We start from the raw sequence: 15,601 nt of genomic DNA, 5'->3' as shown, positions 1-15,601 counted from the left end.
CAGTATCAGTGTGCCACTATACTAATCCTGCTACGTATTACTTCTGCACCTGAATTCGACGCAGGACTAGCCCCTATCCCCGGCCCAGTGCTCATGAAATCCCTGCCTTTACATCGGGAGAGGGCTGGGGTGAGGGGAAACAGCTAACCTTAGCTGGAGGTTTTCTATGCACAAAAAAATCCACGCAATTGCGTGGATTTTAAAGTGGTTTTCAGTCTTCACGAGATGCAGTGAGAGCCCATGAGACACCAGATTTTATTTAGACGTTAAACAAGAAGTTCATCACATCGCCATCTTTCACGATGTAGTCTTTCCCTTCTGAACGCATCTTGCCGGCTTCTTTGGCGCCTTGTTCACCCTTGTAGGTGATAAAGTCTTCAAAGGAGATAGTCTGTGCGCGGATAAAGCCTTTTTCAAAGTCGGTGTGGATTTTACCGGCCGCTTGCGGGGCGGTGGCACCTACCGGGATGGTCCAGGCACGGACTTCCTTCACGCCAGCGGTGAAGTAGGTTTGCAGGTTGAGCAATTCGTAGCCTGCACGGATCACGCGGTTCAGGCCCGGTTCTTCCAGACCCAGCTCAGCCATAAATTCGGCACGGTCTTCATCTTCCAGTTCAGCAATGTCGGATTCAACGGCGGCGCAAACGGCAACCACTACGGAACCTTCTTCGGCTGCAATCTTACGTACGACATCCAGATACGGGTTGTTCTCAAAACCGTCTTCGTTGACGTTGGCAATGTACATGGTCGGCTTCAGCGTCAGGAAGCTGAGGTAGCGGATCGCGGCTTTATCTTCTGCGGTCAGATCCAACGCACGCAGCATGCCGGCGTTTTCCAACTGCGGCAGGCATTTTTCCAGCGCCGCCAATTCGGCTTTCGCGTCCTTATCGCCACCTTTGGCTTTTTTCTGCACGCGGTGAATGGCGCGTTCGCAGGTATCCAAGTCGGACAGTGCCAGCTCGGTGTTGATGACTTCAATATCGTCTGCCGGATCCACTTTGTTGTTCACGTGAATGATGTTGTCATTCTCAAAACAACGTACCACGTGGCCGATGGCTTCGGTTTCGCGGATGTTGGTCAGGAACTGGTTGCCCAGGCCTTCACCTTTAGATGCGCCTTTTACCAGGCCTGCGATATCAACGAACTCCATGGTGGTTGGCAGAATGCGTTGTGGTTTGACGATCTCGGCCAAGCGATCCAGACGCGCATCGGGCATAGGTACCACGCCGGTATTGGGTTCAATGGTGCAGAACGGGAAGTTGGCTGCTTCAATACCCGCTTTGGTCAACGCATTGAACAGGGTGGATTTGCCAACGTTTGGCAGACCGACGATACCGCATTTGAATCCCATGTTTATATCACCTTAAATATCTTGACTATCAACAGGTTAACATTAGCCTGCTGCATAAAGGACGAAATTATCCCGTCATTATACACGTAATGGGCCGTTATCTCGATCTGCCCGTTACTGCGTAGGTGCAGGCGGGCCCATGTCGATGTCTTTAGGCCTCTCTGTCGTTCAGACGTGGTTGCGTTTTATGCAGGTCGTAGCTGACCCCCTCTCGGCAATAGGATATAAACTACAATAATGAAGAATATTCCGAACAGGGGTTATCGGCTATTTATTGCCAAAGGTGAAAGTTTGATTATAAAGGCACCTTTTGTATAAGGATATTCTCGGAGTTTCCTTTTACTCTCTACCGAAACAAGATGGCAACATATTGTGATAAAGGCCACAGAGTTATAGCAACCTAAGAGTTTGTGGTCGCTAAGACGTTATGCTTTTCGTGCCATATCCTTAACAATCTATACTGAGCGCTAAGATTCATTAATTTTAAAATTGCTTACATGATAAATATGATCATGATTTAATCAACTTGGAGCTTTATTATTCTATTTTTTAATCTTTTGTTTGTATATCTTCATGTATTTTAAGTTGTTTTTAATGGTTTGGGATTTTTCTTGATATTTTACAATAATGGTTAGAGTGTTTAATGTATGTCTGTAATCATTTATTTCCACGGGGCATTAATTGACATGCTTTCAAAGAAATATCCTATTTGTTTCTAGGATATATCCATTACTTTATAAGTAATATCCTAATTATAATGAGTTAGTCCCTATATAGGCATAGATAAATTTACCTATAAGTATTGTTGGACGTATTTTTTTAAGATATTATCCGCGTCTTATTGGTTGTACCATTTGAATTCAAGGAGGGATTTAATCCATGAATGGGATTGATGTGCTTGCTGCACCGATTTTATTATTACTTTCGGTTATTTCTTTTATTATTCATTTCCGTAACGAGCGGAAGAAGAGCCTGATTGAACGGCCTTTTTTTGTTGGGAGCACGGATTTGAAACAGAAAAATAAGCCGGATGTGGTTGATGTTGCTATACAAAACAATGCGAAGAGCATGCAGTCGTGCTGTACGCGGAAGTTATGCCGTTATTGCCCGATAGGTAGCAGGCCAAGCAAGTGATAGTCACATCGCTTGGCCTGGCTGCTTAGCTAGTCGCTTTAAACGCATGCAAACGATTCATCGCCTTCGTCATACCTTCCTTCAGTAAGATCTCTGTGCAACGTAGCGACTCATCAATGGCATCATCTATCAGCGTTTGCTCTGATGCTGGCGGCTTACCCAGCACAAAGCCCACCACCTTGTTTTTATCACCCGGGTGGCCAATGCCAATTCGCAAGCGATAAAAGTTCGGGTTATTGCCCAGCTTGCTCTGGATGTCCTTCAGGCCATTATGCCCCCCGTTGCTCCCACCTAATTTGAGTTTGGCCACCCCTGGTGGTAGATCCAACTCGTCGTGGGCCACCAATATCTCTTCAGGCAGAATGCGGTAAAAGGTGGCCAAGGCACCCACGGCTTTACCGCTCAGGTTCATAAAGGTGGTAGGGACCAGCAAGCGAACGTCGTTACCGGCCAGATTCAGGCGTGCGGTGTAACCGAAGAACTTACTTTCTTCCTTCAACGGTTGGTTGTGGCGCTGCGCCAGTAGGTCAACATACCATGCGCCGGCATTGTGCCGTGTCTGGGCATATTCTGCGCCCGGGTTGGCCAGGCCAACAATCAGTTTGATACTGCTCACAAGAGATTCACTATGCTAGAAAAAGGGAAAGGGCGTGCCCGTTGCCTTCCAAGTTGCGATCGCCGGGGTTGCAGGGCGGCACAGCTCGAAATTTATAGGCCGTTAGTGTACCTGCCTGCGTGCAGAATGACAAAAATCTGGCTACCCGATCGCTAATCATTGAGAAATGAATAATACATTAGTAAAACAATTTAGTTATCTCGCTAACTTTCAACAAAAAGTAAAGAATTGTCAGCCTTTTGTTGCCATTTGTGATCGTCCACGCAATACCCTTGCTGAAATAATGACTATACTTAACTAATCAAAGCGGGTTAACGAGTTATCAGTTTTCCCTCTGCTGGCAAATGGCACTCTGGAGGTGGCATATGAAACGTAGAAATGCTGATGTCATTGGCAACGTTTTAATGGGAATGGGTATGGTAGTGATGGTTGGCGGGGTGGGATACTCCATTCTGGCTGAAGTATCACGGTTTAATTTGCCGCAGTTTTTTGCCCACGGCGCCATCATGAGTATTTTTATCGGTGCCTTGTTGTGGTTGGCTGGCGCACGTATCGGTGGTCGCGAGCGGGTAGCAGATCGCTATTGGTGGGTAAAACACTTTGATAAACGCTGTCAGAACAACCCGCGTCGCCCGTCTCATTGATTAACTAAACCCAAGGATCTGGCTATCATAGGCAAGGGAGGCTAGTTGTATAAGGTTTAAGGCTATGTCCCACATCCCGTAAAAAACCCGTTGAAGCGCAAGCGACAACGGGTTTTTTGTTTTCTGAGATGCTCACCCGAACCGTTTGGCGCAGCAGAGGTTCACTGCGCCAGAGAGGGGATTAATGTTCGAACATCGCGGAAATTGACTCTTCATTGCTGATACGGCGGATAGCTTCAGCCAACATACCGGACAAGGTCAGAGTACGTACGTTTTTCAACGCTTTGATTTCTGCTGACAGCGGAATAGTGTCGCAGACGATCACTTCATCGATCACCGAGTTCCTGATGTTATCCACGGCGTTACCGGAGAAGATCGGGTGCGTGGCGTAGGCAAATACGCGCTTGGCACCGCGTTCTTTCAACGCTTCGGCTGCTTTACACAAGGTACCACCGGTATCGATCATGTCATCGACCAGCACGCAGTCACGGCCTGCCACGTCACCGATAATATGCATCACCTGAGAAACGTTGGCGCGTGGGCGACGTTTGTCAATGATAGCCATGTCGGTATCGTTAAGCAGTTTGGCGATCGCGCGGGCGCGCACGACACCACCGATATCTGGGGAAACCACGATCGGGTTCTCCAGGTTCTGTTGCAACATGTCTTCCAGCAGGATCGGGCTACCGAACACGTTATCTACCGGGACATCGAAGAAGCCCTGGATCTGCTCGGCATGCAGATCGACTGTCAATACGCGGTCAACCCCTACGCTGGAGAGGAAGTCGGCAACAACTTTGGCAGTGATTGGCACACGCGCAGAACGCACGCGGCGATCCTGGCGGGCATAACCGAAGTAAGGGATTACAGCAGTAATACGACCTGCGGAGGCGCGACGCAGGGCATCAACCATAACAACCAGTTCCATCAGGTTGTCGTTAGTCGGTGCACAGGTGGACTGGATGATGAAAATATCACCGCCGCGTACATTTTCGTTGATTTGCACGCTCACTTCGCCGTCGCTAAAACGACCTACAGCGGCGTCACCAAGGCTGGTGTACAAACGGTTGGCAATACGTTGTGCTAGTTCCGGGGTGGCGTTACCAGCAAAAAGCTTCATATCAGGCACGAGAAGAACCTCAGCATGCGTCCAGAGAAGATATTGTCATACGGCCTGCGCCAAGGGGCAGTTGGCGACACCGACGCAATATACATACGGGTGTGTAAAACTAACTTGAACTGCAGGCAGCGCAGAGATGACAGGCCAGGTAAACGATCCTGTGCAACGACACGTTGAGCTACGGCTCAAACTGCCCGGAACGGATGCGATGTAGTGGTGAGACGTTAACGCCACGCGCTACAAATCCACGCAACCAGGCCGGGGCTTGATTTAACACCTGAAGAGCGGCGGGCTCGGAGTCGAATTCTGCAAACACACAAGCACCTGTGCCAGTCAGGCGTGACGGCGCGTATTGTAACAGCCATGAAAGAAGCTGTTCAACCTCGCGAAAACGTTTTCTTGCGATCGGTTCGCAATCATTTGCGTAAGGTGCCTGTAATAGGGCGCTCAGCGGGCGAACCGGGGTGTCTCTTTTTAATTCTGCGTCGGCAAAAATGACCGGTGTGGGGATGCTGACGCCGGGATGAGCGACCAAATACCACTTTTCTGCCGGATTTGCCGGCTGTAGCTGTTCACCAATCCCTTCGGCAAAGGCGGCATGGCCGCGCACAAATACCGGCACATCGGCACCGAGGGTCAACCCCATTTCAGCCAGTTGGTCGTCACTTAAGCCACATTGCCAAAGTTCGTTCAGCGCGACCAGCACCGTTGCCGCGTTGGAAGAACCGCCGCCAAGGCCGCCACCCATCGGTAAGCGCTTATCGATACTGATGTCTGCCCCACGGGGAGGCGTGGCAATGGCGTGGTTCGCGCAATACTGTTGCAGCAAGCGTGCGGCACGAACAATCAGGTTCTGCTCGTCTGGTACCCCTGTTACGGGCGTCAGCAGCCGGATCTGTTCATCCTGACGGGGAACAATGGTCAGCGTATCGCCGTAATCCAGGAACTGGAACAGCGTTTGCAGTTGATGATAGCCGTCTGCACGACGGCCGGTGATATAGAGAAACAGGTTCAGCTTTGCCGGGGAGGGCCATTGGTGGATCATCACTTGAGCGTCCAGTTATCCATTTTCAGCTTGATACGTTGGTCGCCCTGTTGCAGTTCAAGGCGGCTTGGTAACGGGATCTTCAAGTCGGTGTTGTAGTCCTGGTAGGTCACGACCCAGGTCAGATCGCCTTGCTTGTAGGTCAGCTTGTTCAGGCGGTATTGGGAGTCCAGGCTGAATTCGGTGGCGTCGCCCGGTAAGCCGAGCATCCACTGGCGCAGGTTATCCATTGGGATCTCCATGCCGGTGAGCTTACGGATCATCTCTTGCGGATTGTCGCTGACATAGCGCTTGCCCTGGTTGTCCGTGAGCTGCACCACGCTTTTTTGCACGTTCAGCTCCAGCTCGGTGCTACCAAGCGGGTTAGTCAGCAGCAGGCGATAGCGATCGGGCGTGTATTGTTGCCAGAAGAAGCGGGCATAGACTTTCTTCTGATCGGTCAGATAAGCAAAAGCGCCGCGCGTCTGATACTGCTCAAGCTGCTGTACCGCTTGTTCGTGAGCGAGCCATTGCGGAGATGTCGGGCTGGTTGCCGGGCCAGGTTTGGTGAGGGTACAGGCCGTCAGCACCAGGCTGGCTAATGGGATCAGGCGAAGCAAACTGACTTTGCGGATAGGCATAACGTTTTGTTGTCCTTTTGTCCTTGCGGGGCAGTGCGGGTTAGCAGTGATGCCACCACGCTAACGGGCGAGTGGCGTAACGTCAATAATACAATGGCGCAAAAACCTTGCAGCAAGGGCGGCATCTGGCGTGTGAAGGATTGTAATCGATAGTGAAAGTTTTTGGGTCGGAAATCTGCGGGGCACGGCATAGGGCGAAACGGCGCCCCTATACAATAAGGGCGCGTTTTGACGGATCAGAAATCGTAACGCAAGCGGACCACCGTCATATCACCGAGGTTATCGGTGCTGGAAGTCAGCACGTGTTCAACGTCAGCGCGGAAACCGTAGTCAAACTGGAAGGAGATACCCAGGCCATTATCAATACGCTGGTAATCGCGGCCGGTAGTGTATTGCAGGCGGTCACCCATAAAGTAAGGCATGATGGATTGCACCGCGTACTCGCCCACCGGGAAGCTGTAACCGGCGAAGTATTCTATCCCCCAGGCGTCCCCGGCGAAGTAGTTGTTAACATCCTTCTGTTTGGTGGTCAGGAAGTTGTCATACCAGCCGCCGCCGAAGCTGAGCGTCCAGTTGTCTGGCTTCCAGCTCAGCGCGGTACCGATGATGTTCTGATTGTAGTCTTTGCTGTCGTTACTATTGGGGTTGCGCATCTCGGCACTGGTGTAGTTCCAGGCGGTACCCCAGGTCAGGTCTTTGCTCAGGTGATAGTCCACACCTAATGAACCGCCACCCTTGCGCTTATAACGCAGGCCGTTACCCGGCAGGTATTCGTCATCGTTGAACAGGTAGGCGGCATAGACATCCGCGTCACCTACGGTCTTTTTATATTTCAGCATGCTACGTGAACGGTAGGAACCGTCATAGTCACCGTTAATGCCGTTGCCCGGTGCCTGGGCCAACATGTCGTAATCCCAGATATCGGTTTTGGCCCCGACAACGTCGTAGTAAACGCTGTTTTGTTTACCATAGGTCAATTGGCCCCAGGTTTTGCTTTTCAGGCCGGTATACAGCATACGGCGTGAGGTGTTGTTGGCACCCTCGGCGTAGTGGTTATCCCAACTGAACAGCGCGGGGATGTTGACGCCTAGCTCGTAATAGTTGATCCAACTGATATCGTCAAACAGGTAGTAATCGGTGGCAAAACGAAAACGCGTGCCGCCGTCGAAGCCGTTACGCTTATACGAGCCCTTATCACCGTCACCGGTCATCATGTTGAACTGAGGGCGAATACTGCCGCCAACGGTGAAGGTGAGGCGGCTAAGGGGATCGCCCGCTTGCGGATCCTGCTTCAATAATGTGATTTCACCATGTGCTGCAAATGCGCTACAACCCGCTATCAGGCCAGCGGTAACCGCTTGGCTTAATCTACGTAATTTCATCAATACATCCCTTCCTACGTGCTGCGACAACAAAATATGAAAACCAATCCATTGGCTGAAGACACCCGGGGTTTTCTGCTTGACCCACTTTCCTGTTACAGAAAGTGAAAATCTGAAACAATTTCTATGTAAATTGTTAGTTTGCTAACTATTTGGCGCAATTATGGAAACAAAGCAAAAAAATTGCAATTAAAACAATGGAAACTGTTACTTTGCGCGATTGTCAGTTAGGTGAAATATTTAATGGCGGAAATGCAAAGAGACGTTGATCGCCGCAGTCGGGCAGTCTGAAAGCAAGTCAGCAAGCATTGAGAGGTGTTTATCCTTGCGGTTACTGATGAGTTTGAGACCAACCTGGTTTGCTGCTGCCGATTGATTTGGCCCGGCAATGCCAGCGATTGGCCGGAAGATGCGGTTGTCACTTTTATTGATGTCGCGCATCAAGTAGAATGCCGGTCAACGAGAACCCGTACCAAGAGAAGTATTACTCGAAGCAATGACCCTTCTGGCGTTAGGTATTAATCACAAAACCGCTCCGGTTTCTCTGCGAGAACGGGTGACCTTCTCCCCAGAGTCGATCGACAAGGCGCTGAATAGCTTGCTGCAACAGCCATTGGTGCAGGGCGGCGTTGTGCTGTCTACCTGTAACCGCACTGAGCTGTATCTCAGCGTGGAGCAGCAGGACCATCTGCATGAACAACTGGTCGCCTGGTTATGTGACTATCACCATCTGCGTGCGGAAGACGTTCGCAAAAGCCTGTATTGGCACCACGGCGACGAAGCCGTCAGCCATTTGATGCGCGTTGCCAGCGGGCTAGACTCTTTGGTACTGGGTGAACCCCAGATCCTCGGGCAGGTAAAGAAAGCCTTTGCCGAATCCCAGCGTGGCCAGTCACTTTCCGGTGAGCTAGAGCGCCTGTTCCAGAAATCCTTCTCCGTTGCCAAGCGGGTACGTACCGAAACCGAAATCGGTGCCAGTGCGGTATCCGTTGCCTTCGCTGCCTGCGCGTTAGCGCGTCAGATCTTCGAATCCCTTGCCGAACTGAATGTGCTGTTGGTGGGCGCGGGGGAAACGATCGAACTGGTGGCCCGCCATCTGCGTGAGCATAAAGTGCAGCATATGATCATCGCTAACCGCACCCGTGAACGTGCCCAGGTCTTGGCGCAAGAGGTGGGGGCAGAAGTGATCTCACTGCCGGAGATTGACGCACGTCTGGCAGATGCCGATATCATTATCAGTTCCACCGCCAGCCCGCTGCCCATCATCGGTAAAGGTATGGTTGAGCGAGCACTGAAAGCGCGCCGCAACCAGCCCATGTTGTTGGTGGATATTGCCGTTCCGCGTGATATCGAGCCGGAAGTGGGCAAACTGGCGAACGCCTATCTCTACACCGTGGACGACCTGCAGGCCATTATTCAGAGCAATATGGCACAGCGGCAGGCGGCGGCCGTACAGGCCGAGACCATTGTGCAGCAGGAAAGCAGCAATTTCATGACCTGGCTGCGTTCACAGGGCGCGACAGATACCATCAGAGACTACCGTTCGCAGGCGGATCAGATCCGTGCGGAAATGGAGTCAAAAGCGCTGGCCGCGATTGCCCAAGGCGCTAACGTGGAGCAGGTGATCCATGAGCTGGCCCACAGATTAACCAATCGTCTTATTCATGCCCCTACCAAATCCCTCCAGCAGGCCGCCGGCGATGGCGACATGGAGCGGTTGCACATTTTACGCGACAGCCTCGGGCTGGATCAGCATTAGTTCTCTTTTATTAACAGGGTTTAAAACCACGCATGAAGCCTTCTATTGTTGCCAAACTGGAAGCGTTACAAGAGCGCCATGAAGAAGTTCAGGCGCTGCTCGGCGATGCCAGCGTTATTGCCGATCAGGATCGGTTCCGTGGCCTGTCGCGCGAATATGCGCAGTTGACCGATGTCAGCCGCTGTTTTCTGGAATGGCGTCAGGTGCAGGACGATCTTGCCACGGCAGAAATGATGCTGGACGATCCGGAAATGCGTGAAATGGCGCAGGAAGAGCTGAAACAGGCCAAAGCGGCGACGGAAGAGTTGGAGCAACAGTTGCAAGTCTTGCTGCTGCCAAAAGATCCAGACGATGAGCGCGATTGCTTCCTGGAAGTGCGCGCCGGAACCGGTGGCGACGAAGCGGCCATTTTTGCTGGCGATCTGTTCCGCATGTATAGCCGTTACGCTGAAACTCGCCGCTGGCGGGTTGAGATCATGAGTGAAAACGTGGGTGAACACGGCGGTTATAAAGAAGTGATTGCCAAAGTGTCCGGCGATGGCGTTTACGGCCAGTTGAAGTTTGAATCCGGCGGTCATCGCGTGCAGCGCGTACCGGAAACCGAATCTCAGGGCCGTATTCATACCTCAGCCTGCACGGTGGCGGTGATGCCAGCCGTACCAGAGGCCGAGCTGCCGGAAATCAATGCGGGCGATCTGAAAATCGATACCTTCCGTTCCTCCGGGGCGGGTGGTCAGCACGTAAACACCACCGATTCGGCGATCCGTATTACCCACTTGCCAACCGGGATTGTGGTTGAATGCCAGGATGAACGCTCACAGCACAAGAACAAAGCCAAAGCGATGTCAGTGCTTGGGGCGCGTATCCGTGCGGCAGAGATGGCGAAACGCCAGTTGGCAGAGGCTTCTACCCGCCGCAACCTGCTGGGCACCGGCGATCGTTCCGATCGTAACCGCACCTACAACTTCCCGCAGGGGCGCGTGACCGACCACCGCATCAACCTGACGCTGTACCGTCTGGATGAGGTAATGGAAGGCAAACTGGATATGCTTATCCAGCCGATCGTGCAGGAATACCAGGCCGATCAGCTGGCAGCACTCTCGGCCGAGCCTGAGTAATGGATTATCAAACCTGGCTGAAAACCGCAACCTTACGCCTGACGCACAGTGACAGCGCCAAACGTGATGCGGAGATCCTGTTGGGTTTCGTGACCGGTCGTGCCAGAACCTATCTGTTGGCCTTTGGTGAAACCCTGTTGACGGCAGAGCAGGCCGAGCAGCTAGCGGTGCTGCTGGCTCGCCGCGAACGCGGGGAACCGGTGGCGTACCTGGTTGGAGAGCGCGAGTTCTGGTCGCTTCCTCTGTCGGTTTCACCTGCTACATTGATCCCGCGCCCGGATACTGAATGCCTGGTGGAGTTGGCGCTGGAGCGTCTGCCCGCTACGCCATGCGCCATTCTGGATCTTGGCACCGGCACCGGCGCGATTGCCCTGGCGTTGGCCAGCGAACGGCCAGACTGCCAGGTTACCGGTATCGATCTGCAACCCGCAGCCGTGGCGCTGGCGCAGCATAATGCGCAAAAACTGGCGATTAACAATGCGCGCTTTTTGCAGGGGGACTGGTTTACGCCGGTTGCCGGACAACAGTTTGCGCTGATCGCCAGTAATCCTCCCTATATTGATGAAGCCGATCCTCACCTTGAACAGGGCGATGTTCGCTTTGAACCTGGCAGTGCGCTGGTAGCCGCCCAACAGGGGCTGGCCGATCTGGCCGCGATTGTTGAGCAGGCCGCCGGTTATTTACAGCCGCAAGGCTGGCTGTTGCTTGAGCACGGCTGGCAACAGGGCGAGAATGTACGTATGCTGTTGAATGCAGCCGGATTTATTGCGGTGGCAACCCATCGCGACTACGGCGGCAACGATCGTGTGACTCTGGGCCAAAAACCACTATAAGAAACCAAGGAAACAACTATGGCAGCTTACATGGCGCTAAAACATCTGCATTTATTAACGGTAGCCATCAGCATTACGCTGTTTGTACTGCGTTTCTTCTGGAAGTGGCGTGCATCGCCGATGATGAACAAGCGCTGGGTCAAGATCACGCCGCATATCAATGATACGGTGCTGTTTGTCACCGGTATCGCCCTGGTGGTGATGTTCAAGTTTTATCCACTGCTTGGCATGGACTCGTGGCTGACCGAGAAGTTGTTTGGCGTTATCATTTATATCCTGTTGGGCTACGTCGCATTGGGCAAGAAGACGCAAAGCTGGAATATCCGCACCTTGGTATTTGTGCTGGCGCTGGGCTGTCTGTATCTGATCGTGAAACTTGCCACGACTAAAATACCGTTGTTGATGGGATACTTATGAGTAGCATTGCCGATTTCGAATTTAACACTTCCTCTCTGAGTGAGGGGGTGATCCTGGTGTCTAAAGTCATCCGGCGGGACTTCCCGGTGACCGAAGTAGAGCGCAAACTACAGCAACTGACCGACGAAGCGCGCGCGGCCATCCCAGACGATCTCAACCAGGATCAGCAACTGGAAGCGCTCATCGAGCTATTTTTTAAAACCTGGGGATTCGGCGGTGCCAGCGGCGTTTATCGGCTCTCTGACGCCATCTGGCTGGATAAAGTGCTGGAGGCCCGCCAGGGTACGCCAGTCTCGCTGGGCACCATTTTCCTGCATATTGCCCACCAGTTGGATCTGCCACTGATGCCAGTGATTTTTCCCACTCAACTGATCATGCGTGCCGATTGGCTGGATGAAGAGATGTGGTTGGTCAATCCGCTGAACGGGGAAACGCTCAACGAACATCAGTTGGAGGTCTGGCTCAAGGGCAACTTGGGGCTGGGGGCCGAACTGGAAGATGACGATCTGGATGAATCGGAAAACATTCTGGTGGTGCGCAAGATGCTCGATACCCTGAAAGCGGCGCTGATGGAAGAAGACCAGATGGAAATTGCGTTGCGGGCCTGCGAGGCGGTGCTGAGTTTTGACCCGGACGACCCTTACGAGATCCGCGACCGTGGCTTGATTTACGCCCAGTTGGAGTGTAACCATATCGCCATTTCCGATCTCAACTATTTTGTCGAGCAGTGCCCTGAAGACCCGGTGAGTGAAGTGATAAAAATTCAAATCCACTCCATCGAACCCAAGCAGGTCACGCTCCATTAATTAACTTATTCCGATTATCAATCAATAAGGTGCAAGCATGGAACAGAAAGTAGTCAGCATTGGCGACATCAAGGTAGCGAACGATCTGCCGTTTGTCCTGTTCGGTGGTATGAACGTACTGGAATCACGCGATTTGGCGATGCGCATCTGCGAACACTACGTCACCGTGACGCAAAAACTGGGTATCCCTTACGTTTTCAAAGCCTCTTTTGATAAAGCTAACCGTTCATCGATTCATTCTTACCGTGGCCCAGGTCTGGAAGAAGGGATGAAGATTTTCCAGGAAATCAAAAGCACCTTCGGCGTGAAGGTGATCACCGACGTGCACGAAGCGGCACAGGCGCAGCCGGTTTCCGAAGTGGTAGATGTGATCCAGCTCCCTGCTTTCCTGGCACGCCAGACCGACCTGGTTGAGGCGATGGCGAAAACCGGCGCGGTAATCAACGTCAAGAAACCCCAGTTCGTCAGCCCTGGTCAGATGGGTAATATCGTCGATAAATTCAAAGAAGGCGGCAACGATCAGGTTATCCTGTGCGATCGCGGCAGCAACTTTGGTTATGACAACCTGGTGGTCGACATGCTGGGGATCAACGTGATGAAGAACGTGACCGGTGGCCATCCGGTGATCTTCGACGTGACCCACGCCCTGCAAACCCGCGATCCGTTTGGTGCCGCTTCTGGTGGCCGCCGTGCGCAGGTTGCCGAACTGGCTCGTGCCGGGATGGCGGTAGGTTTGGCAGGCCTGTTTATCGAGGCTCACCCAGATCCAAGCAATGCCAAATGCGATGGTCCTTCAGCGTTGCCGTTGGATAAGCTGGAGCCGTTCCTGGTGCAGATGAAAGCCATCGACGATCTGGTGAAAAGCTTCGCCGAGCTGGATACCAGCAACTAGGTTTTGATTGTGATGGAAAGAAGGCCCGGCACTGATGTGTCGGGCCTTTTGTTTTATTGGGCGTTCAGCGCGGTGAGCGCTTCCGGCAAGGTGGGGTAGAAATGCAGTTTACCCTCGATCGGTTTCATCCGCGCACGTGCCAGGGTTTTCAGCGGCTGGAACGGAATGTCGGTGATCACCAGCTGTTTTTCGGCGGGCAGGGCATCGATGTAACGTTGCAGCGCGTTTAGCCCACCGGCATCCAGCACCGGCACGGCATCCCATTGCAAGATGATGGTGTGATAGTTTTCACCACGTACCAGCAGATCGTTGAATATGCGCTCGGCAGCGGCGAAGAACAGCGGCCCGTTGACACGCAGCACCAGACGGCCATCATCGGCGCTTAACTCGCTCAGGCGCGTCATCCGTGCGATACGGCGCATAAACAGCAGCGAGGCCAGCACGATGCCAACGGTAATGGCAATCACCATATCAAACAGCACCGTCAGCGACATACACAGCAGCATGACCAAAATGTCGTCTTTCGGTGCCCGGCGCAGCAGATAAACCACTTTATGCGATTCACTCATGTTCCAGGCGACCAACAGCAACAGCGAAGCCATCGCCGCCAGCGGTAGGTAGGACAGCCAAGGCGCCAGCACCAGCAAAGCCAACAGCACCATTAACGAGTGAATGATCGCCGAGACCGGTGAGGTTGCACCTGCCCGCACGTTGGCAGCCGATCGGGCAATGGCGGCGGTGGCAGTGATGCCGCCGAAGAAGGGGGCAATGATGTTGCCTGCGCCCTGGCCAATCAGCTCCGCGTTGGAGTGATGCTTTTTGCCCGTCATACCGTCAAGCACCACGGCGCATAGCAGCGATTCGATCGCTCCGAGCATCGCCATGGAAAATGCGGCTGGTAACAGGGCTGAAATCAGCTGCCAGCTCAGTTCCGTCGGTTTGCCGTCACCCGCAGGCAGATGCCAGGGTAGCAGCCATTGAGGCAGGATTGGTGGGATACCCTGGCCCTGGCTACCGTCGGCCAGTTGGAAACTGAAGCGGGAGCCGATGGTCGCAACCTGATGATCGAACTGCGCCAGAATAGCCATTACCGCGGTACCGGCTAACAAGGCAGGCAGGTGGCCGGGAATACGCAGCCCCAGTTTTGGCCACAGCAGCAAGACAGCCAGGGTAACAGCACCAATCAGGGTATCGCCATAATCCAGGGTAGGCAGGGCGTGTAACAACGCGTTGACCTTGCCGATGTAATTTTCGGGTACTTCCGCCAACTGCAAGCCAAAGAAATCCTTCACTTGCATGGTGGCGATGGTGATGGCAATCCCGGAGGTAAACCCAAGCGTTACCGAGAGCGGAATGTACTCGATCAGACGGCCTAGGCGCGCCAGCCCCATGATCAGCAGAAACACCCCGGATAGCATGGTGGCAATCAATAAGCCAGAAAGCCCAAATTGCTGTGAGACCGGGAACAGGATCACCACAAACGCGGCGGTAGGGCCGGAAACGCTGTAGCGCGAGCCTCCGCTGACGGCGATCACGATGCCGGCAATGGCGGCGGTGTACAGCCCATACTGCGGGGGAACGCCGCTGGCAATGGCCAGCGCCATCGCCAGAGGAATGGCAATGATGCCAACGGTTATCCCGGCAATGGCATCTTTCAGCAGACGTTGAAGTGAATAGGGTTCACGCCAGCAGGCTTCTATCAGCGCGCTGAAGGGGCGGATACCGTTGATTTCGTGCGTTTTCATCTAAGTTACTAACCAAGTCTATAAAAGAGAACGGAATGGCGGGCCATGGAGGTCCGTCTCGGAATAGCTGGTTGATACCATACCCCTTTCTGTCTGCCGATACCTAGATTTGCATCAAG

General features: G+C 53.0%; 16 protein-coding genes. 8 read left to right on the top strand and 8 right to left on the bottom strand.

The window, feature by feature from the left end; all coding sequences use genetic code 11:
- Window positions 1-259: 259 nt before the first annotated feature.
- Window positions 260-1,351 (bottom strand): redox-regulated ATPase YchF, encoded by a 1,092-nt coding sequence (gene ychF, locus U869_RS0106630; RefSeq protein WP_025121136.1) that lies wholly within the window; start codon window positions 1,349-1,351, stop codon window positions 260-262.
- 879 nt (window positions 1,352-2,230) lie between these two features.
- On the opposite strand from ychF, the gene U869_RS0106625 reads away from it, so the two are divergent.
- Window positions 2,231-2,485 carry a hypothetical protein gene (locus tag U869_RS0106625; RefSeq protein WP_025121135.1) on the top strand — a complete coding sequence of 85 codons (255 nt, stop codon included), beginning with the start codon at window positions 2,231-2,233 and terminating at the stop codon, window positions 2,483-2,485.
- Window positions 2,486-2,510: 25 nt separating this feature from the next.
- On the opposite strand, the gene pth is transcribed toward U869_RS0106625, so the two are convergent.
- Complete coding sequence (gene pth / locus U869_RS0106620) at window positions 2,511-3,101, bottom strand: aminoacyl-tRNA hydrolase (RefSeq protein WP_021806702.1); 591 nt, start codon at window positions 3,099-3,101, stop codon at window positions 2,511-2,513.
- A 365-nt stretch (window positions 3,102-3,466) separates the two neighbouring features.
- Between pth and ychH the strand changes: the two genes are divergently transcribed.
- On the top strand, window positions 3,467-3,745 hold the full coding sequence (gene ychH / locus U869_RS0106615; protein WP_025121134.1) for a stress-induced protein YchH: 279 nt from the start codon (window positions 3,467-3,469) through the stop codon (window positions 3,743-3,745).
- A gap of 181 nt (window positions 3,746-3,926) precedes the next feature.
- Here the strand turns inward: ychH and prs are convergent, their stop codons facing one another.
- From prs to U869_RS0106590, 5 genes are all read right to left on the bottom strand, one after another.
- Window positions 3,927-4,874 (bottom strand): ribose-phosphate diphosphokinase, encoded by a 948-nt coding sequence (prs, locus tag U869_RS0106610; RefSeq protein ID WP_002211240.1) that lies wholly within the window; start codon window positions 4,872-4,874, stop codon window positions 3,927-3,929.
- Between the two features lie 169 nt (window positions 4,875-5,043).
- On the bottom strand, window positions 5,044-5,910 hold the full coding sequence (gene ispE / locus U869_RS0106605) for a 4-(cytidine 5'-diphospho)-2-C-methyl-D-erythritol kinase (RefSeq protein ID WP_025121133.1): 867 nt from the start codon (window positions 5,908-5,910) through the stop codon (window positions 5,044-5,046).
- Window positions 5,910-6,530, bottom strand: a complete 621-nt coding sequence (gene lolB / locus U869_RS0106600) for a lipoprotein insertase outer membrane protein LolB (RefSeq protein WP_025121132.1) — start codon at window positions 6,528-6,530, stop codon at window positions 5,910-5,912. Before lolB ends, ispE begins: the two co-directional genes overlap by 1 nt.
- Before the next feature lie 236 nt (window positions 6,531-6,766).
- Complete coding sequence (locus U869_RS0106595; RefSeq protein ID WP_025121131.1) at window positions 6,767-7,912, bottom strand: porin; 1,146 nt, start codon at window positions 7,910-7,912, stop codon at window positions 6,767-6,769.
- A gap of 240 nt (window positions 7,913-8,152) precedes the next feature.
- Complete coding sequence (locus tag U869_RS0106590; protein WP_025121130.1) at window positions 8,153-8,353, bottom strand: hypothetical protein; 201 nt, start codon at window positions 8,351-8,353, stop codon at window positions 8,153-8,155.
- A 55-nt stretch (window positions 8,354-8,408) separates the two neighbouring features.
- On the opposite strand from U869_RS0106590, the gene hemA reads away from it, so the two are divergent.
- The 6 genes from hemA to kdsA are packed head-to-tail and all read left to right on the top strand — an operon-like array spanning window position 8,409 to window position 13,737.
- The gene (gene hemA / locus U869_RS0106585; RefSeq protein ID WP_021806698.1) at window positions 8,409-9,671 is read left to right on the top strand and encodes a glutamyl-tRNA reductase; all 1,263 of its coding nucleotides are present in this window, start codon (window positions 8,409-8,411) and stop codon (window positions 9,669-9,671) included.
- 32 nt (window positions 9,672-9,703) lie between these two features.
- Window positions 9,704-10,789: a peptide chain release factor 1 gene (gene prfA / locus U869_RS0106580; protein WP_021181103.1), complete on the top strand. Its 1,086-nt coding sequence runs from the start codon at window positions 9,704-9,706 to the stop codon at window positions 10,787-10,789.
- Entirely contained in the window at window positions 10,789-11,622 is an 834-nt protein-coding gene (gene prmC / locus U869_RS0106575; RefSeq protein WP_025121129.1) for a peptide chain release factor N(5)-glutamine methyltransferase, read from the top strand. The genes prfA and prmC overlap by 1 nt, the downstream gene beginning before the upstream one ends.
- An 18-nt stretch (window positions 11,623-11,640) precedes the next feature.
- Window positions 11,641-12,039 carry a SirB2 family protein gene (locus tag U869_RS0106570; protein ID WP_025121128.1) on the top strand — a complete coding sequence of 133 codons (399 nt, stop codon included), beginning with the start codon at window positions 11,641-11,643 and terminating at the stop codon, window positions 12,037-12,039.
- The gene (gene sirB1, locus U869_RS0106565; RefSeq protein ID WP_025121127.1) at window positions 12,036-12,845 is read left to right on the top strand and encodes an invasion regulator SirB1; all 810 of its coding nucleotides are present in this window, start codon (window positions 12,036-12,038) and stop codon (window positions 12,843-12,845) included. The genes U869_RS0106570 and sirB1 overlap by 4 nt, the downstream gene beginning before the upstream one ends.
- Window positions 12,846-12,882: 37 nt before the next feature.
- Window positions 12,883-13,737, top strand: coding sequence for a 3-deoxy-8-phosphooctulonate synthase (gene kdsA / locus U869_RS0106560; RefSeq protein ID WP_025121126.1), 855 nt, complete (start codon window positions 12,883-12,885; stop codon window positions 13,735-13,737).
- 53 nt (window positions 13,738-13,790) lie between these two features.
- Here the strand turns inward: kdsA and dauA are convergent, their stop codons facing one another.
- Window positions 13,791-15,482, bottom strand: coding sequence for a C4-dicarboxylic acid transporter DauA (gene dauA / locus U869_RS0106555; RefSeq protein ID WP_025121125.1), 1,692 nt, complete (start codon window positions 15,480-15,482; stop codon window positions 13,791-13,793).
- Window positions 15,483-15,601: the final 119 nt, after the last annotated feature.

It is taken from the genome of Serratia sp. H1w (genome assembly GCF_000633355.1).
Lineage (GTDB): Bacteria > Pseudomonadota > Gammaproteobacteria > Enterobacterales > Enterobacteriaceae > Chania.
Note: the sequence above shows the minus strand (reverse complement) of the source record. Positions and strands in the feature narration are given on the sequence as shown.

Excerpts from the sequence above, each read along its gene's own strand:
- ychF (WP_025121136.1), bottom strand. The coding sequence starts at position 1,351 with ATGGGATTCAAATGCGGTATCGTCGGTCTGCCAAACGTTGGCAAATCC.
- U869_RS0106625 (WP_025121135.1), top strand. The coding sequence starts at position 2,231 with ATGAATGGGATTGATGTGCTTGCTGCACCGATTTTATTATTACTTTCG.
- ychH (WP_025121134.1), top strand. The coding sequence starts at position 3,467 with ATGAAACGTAGAAATGCTGATGTCATTGGCAACGTTTTAATGGGAATG.
- ispE (WP_025121133.1), bottom strand. The coding sequence starts at position 5,910 with ATGATCCACCAATGGCCCTCCCCGGCAAAGCTGAACCTGTTTCTCTAT.
- lolB (WP_025121132.1), bottom strand. The coding sequence starts at position 6,530 with ATGCCTATCCGCAAAGTCAGTTTGCTTCGCCTGATCCCATTAGCCAGC.
- U869_RS0106595 (WP_025121131.1), bottom strand. The coding sequence starts at position 7,912 with ATGAAATTACGTAGATTAAGCCAAGCGGTTACCGCTGGCCTGATAGCG.
- U869_RS0106590 (WP_025121130.1), bottom strand. The coding sequence starts at position 8,353 with ATGCGCGACATCAATAAAAGTGACAACCGCATCTTCCGGCCAATCGCT.
- hemA (WP_021806698.1), top strand. The coding sequence starts at position 8,409 with ATGACCCTTCTGGCGTTAGGTATTAATCACAAAACCGCTCCGGTTTCT.
- prfA (WP_021181103.1), top strand. The coding sequence starts at position 9,704 with ATGAAGCCTTCTATTGTTGCCAAACTGGAAGCGTTACAAGAGCGCCAT.
- prmC (WP_025121129.1), top strand. The coding sequence starts at position 10,789 with ATGGATTATCAAACCTGGCTGAAAACCGCAACCTTACGCCTGACGCAC.
- U869_RS0106570 (WP_025121128.1), top strand. The coding sequence starts at position 11,641 with ATGGCAGCTTACATGGCGCTAAAACATCTGCATTTATTAACGGTAGCC.
- sirB1 (WP_025121127.1), top strand. The coding sequence starts at position 12,036 with ATGAGTAGCATTGCCGATTTCGAATTTAACACTTCCTCTCTGAGTGAG.
- kdsA (WP_025121126.1), top strand. The coding sequence starts at position 12,883 with ATGGAACAGAAAGTAGTCAGCATTGGCGACATCAAGGTAGCGAACGAT.
- dauA (WP_025121125.1), bottom strand. The coding sequence starts at position 15,482 with ATGAAAACGCACGAAATCAACGGTATCCGCCCCTTCAGCGCGCTGATA.